This is a genomic window from Sulfuricurvum sp. (assembly GCF_049305995.1).
In the GTDB taxonomy this organism is placed as follows: Bacteria; Campylobacterota; Campylobacteria; order Campylobacterales; family Sulfurimonadaceae; genus Sulfuricurvum.
Window position 1 is genome coordinate 1 of sequence record NZ_JBAQPS010000187.1, and the last position, 2,531, is coordinate 2,531.

3 protein-coding genes are annotated in these 2,531 nt (G+C 37.2%); all 3 read right to left on the reverse strand.

Annotated features, from left to right (window positions below):
• On the reverse strand, positions 1 to 600 hold a 600-nt coding region (locus tag WA010_RS06445; protein WP_422556320.1), incomplete at its 3' end, for a hypothetical protein.
• Positions 601 to 610: 10 nt separating this feature from the next.
• Positions 611 to 1,312, reverse strand: coding sequence for a queuosine precursor transporter (locus WA010_RS06450; RefSeq protein WP_422556321.1), 702 nt, complete (start codon positions 1,310 to 1,312; stop codon positions 611 to 613).
• A gap of 203 nt (positions 1,313 to 1,515) precedes the next feature.
• Positions 1,516 to 2,475 carry a WG repeat-containing protein gene (locus WA010_RS06455; RefSeq protein WP_422556322.1) on the reverse strand — a complete coding sequence of 320 codons (960 nt, stop codon included), beginning with the start codon at positions 2,473 to 2,475 and terminating at the stop codon, positions 1,516 to 1,518.
• Between the last annotated feature and the right edge of the window lie 56 nt (positions 2,476 to 2,531).

The window sequence follows — 2,531 nt, forward strand, 5'->3', positions numbered from 1 at the left end:
AGGTTTTCTGAAATGTCGTGTCGTTTTTTCAAATTTCATTTTACCACTTAGCCCTTCTGTTTGTTGAAGATGATTGCCGATGATAGCAAACACTTCATATCCATTATCCAAAGTATCAGTTGTAACCGTAAAAATTCTATGTATTTTATTCGCTATCGGTTTATCAAACGAAGCTACATTTAAAATATCCAAATGCTTAAGTGCATTGACATCTGATTTTTCTAAATCAATGTTGATATGAATATCACACGCTTTATACTGGTCGGGTGCAGGCTGTTTTGTTTCAAAAGATGGAAGCAAAGCTATCTCTTTGTATTGTTTAGCCTGAAAGCAGATAATTTCATCTTCATCTATCTCCTCTTCTTCCAATGCACCGATGAAGGCACTGTCCGATTGCAAAATTGCACAAATATTATCCCAAAGTACATTATCAGGCGATACTAAGTTAGTACCTCTATAGGTAGCGTGATAGGCAGTTCTTTCACATCGTGTATTATTAGTAAATTCATCTCTGCTAAATCCGATTTTTTCCAATGCAGTTATCGATTCTCTCGATATTTCAAAAGCCGATAAATGTACATCGTATTTTAATTTTTTCACTTTTATTCTCCTATTTGATTGAAAATGGGCTGTAGTGTGTATCATTAGGATTATCGATTTGATCGATTCCTTCAGCTTTTTTAACCCAATTCGCTATTCGCATACTGATAGGAAGCATTAACACTTCATATCCAACCTTTACAGCCCAGATCGTTAATACAATGCTAATAAGCTCACTATTTTGCATAACACCATAAAATGCTACAAACATAAAGATAAAACTGTCTAAAAATTCTCCGACAATCGTCGAAAGTACAAATCTGCTTGCTTGTTTAACGCCCTTCGCCCCGTCTTGTTGGTACTTCATTTTAGACATTATGAAGCTATTAGCAAATTCCCCTAAAAAAAATGCACTCAAGCTTGCCAAAACGATCCGTGGTGCTTGACCGAGAATCGTATGGTAGGCTTCTTGATTTGTCCAAAAAGAGGGAGCTTGCCATATATCGATAATCCAATAAAAAAATGCAGCAAAAATCTGCATCGCAAAGCCAGTCCATATAATCTGTCTGGTTCGTTTGTAGCCATAAACCTCAGTAAAAATATCATTGAAAATAAATGTGATAGGAAATATCAACGTAGAGCCAACAATAACTAAATCACCTATAGAGATAAACTTCGATGACATGGAAGGCACTAATACCAACACCCCCACATAAATACCCGTAAATATTGCCAAAAGTCTAAACGATTTTTCTTGATTTGTTGTTTGCATAATTTTTTATCCTTATGATTTTATAGAACCTTCAAGGCGACATAAGCGTAGCCACTGCGATCGCTATAACCCTCGTTGTAGACATAACCGTAGCTCATATCCACACCTATATGCCCGTATTGTGTATGCATTCCCACTAGGAGAGTACAAACGAGAGATTTTTTCATCGTTTCACACCTAATGAGAAGTGAACTTACAATTTGTCAATAAACTTCATCACACGGAACTTCTTGAATATACCCATTACTTGTATCTTTTATTGTCATCATAGTATCGCCTATTCCTAGAATTATAGCTTTCCATTCCATGCCGAATGCACCACCTCTATATTTAACTATTTTCCCAATATATAGATTCTTACATGCTTTTTTTCTATTTATATCTCTGTATTTTTTATTATATTTTTCATTTTCGGCCTCTCTGACTGCTCTTTTCTCCGCCTCTTTACTCTGGTACGCACTATGTGCATCATCAGCACTACTATATTTGATAGGCATGATAGTCGAACCGTTATAAGAGTCCAATATTCCATGTTTACCATTTAGTTCAACATATGTCCATACGCCAGCACCATTAGAAAATAAAATTTTGTCGTACTTCGGTTTGATTATTTCCTTGCCACTTTTGTCTACGGTTCCCCATTTGCCATTGAGCTTGACAGGAGCTAACCCGTTGTCGCTAAAACTCCAAGCATCGTCATACTTGAGTAGTACCACTACTTCATCTTTTGCGTTGATGCATCCCCATTTGCCATTGAGCCTGACAGGAGCTAACCCGTTGTCGTAAAAACCATAAGTATCGTCATACTTGAGTGGTATCACCTCTTCACCTTTTGCGTTGATGTATCCATGTTTGCCATTGAGCTCGACACCAGTTAAACCGTTGTCGCTAAAACGATTAGCATTGTCATACTTGAGTGGTACCACTACTTCATCTTTTGCGTTGATGTATCCCCATTTGCCATTGAGCTTGACAGGAGCTAACCCGTTGTCGCTAAAAAAACGTTTAGCATAGTCATACTTTAGTGGTATCACCACCACACCACTCTCATCTTTGTAGCCAAATTTTCCATTGTCCCCTTTGAAATCCTTTAGTTTTGCAAAAGCGGATGTAGTCAGTAGTGCTACCATCATCCCGACTATTATTGGTTTTGAAAATTTCATATTTACCCCTTTTTTTCTTGCACCTACTCTCCTGAGTGGGTGCACTCTATATTATG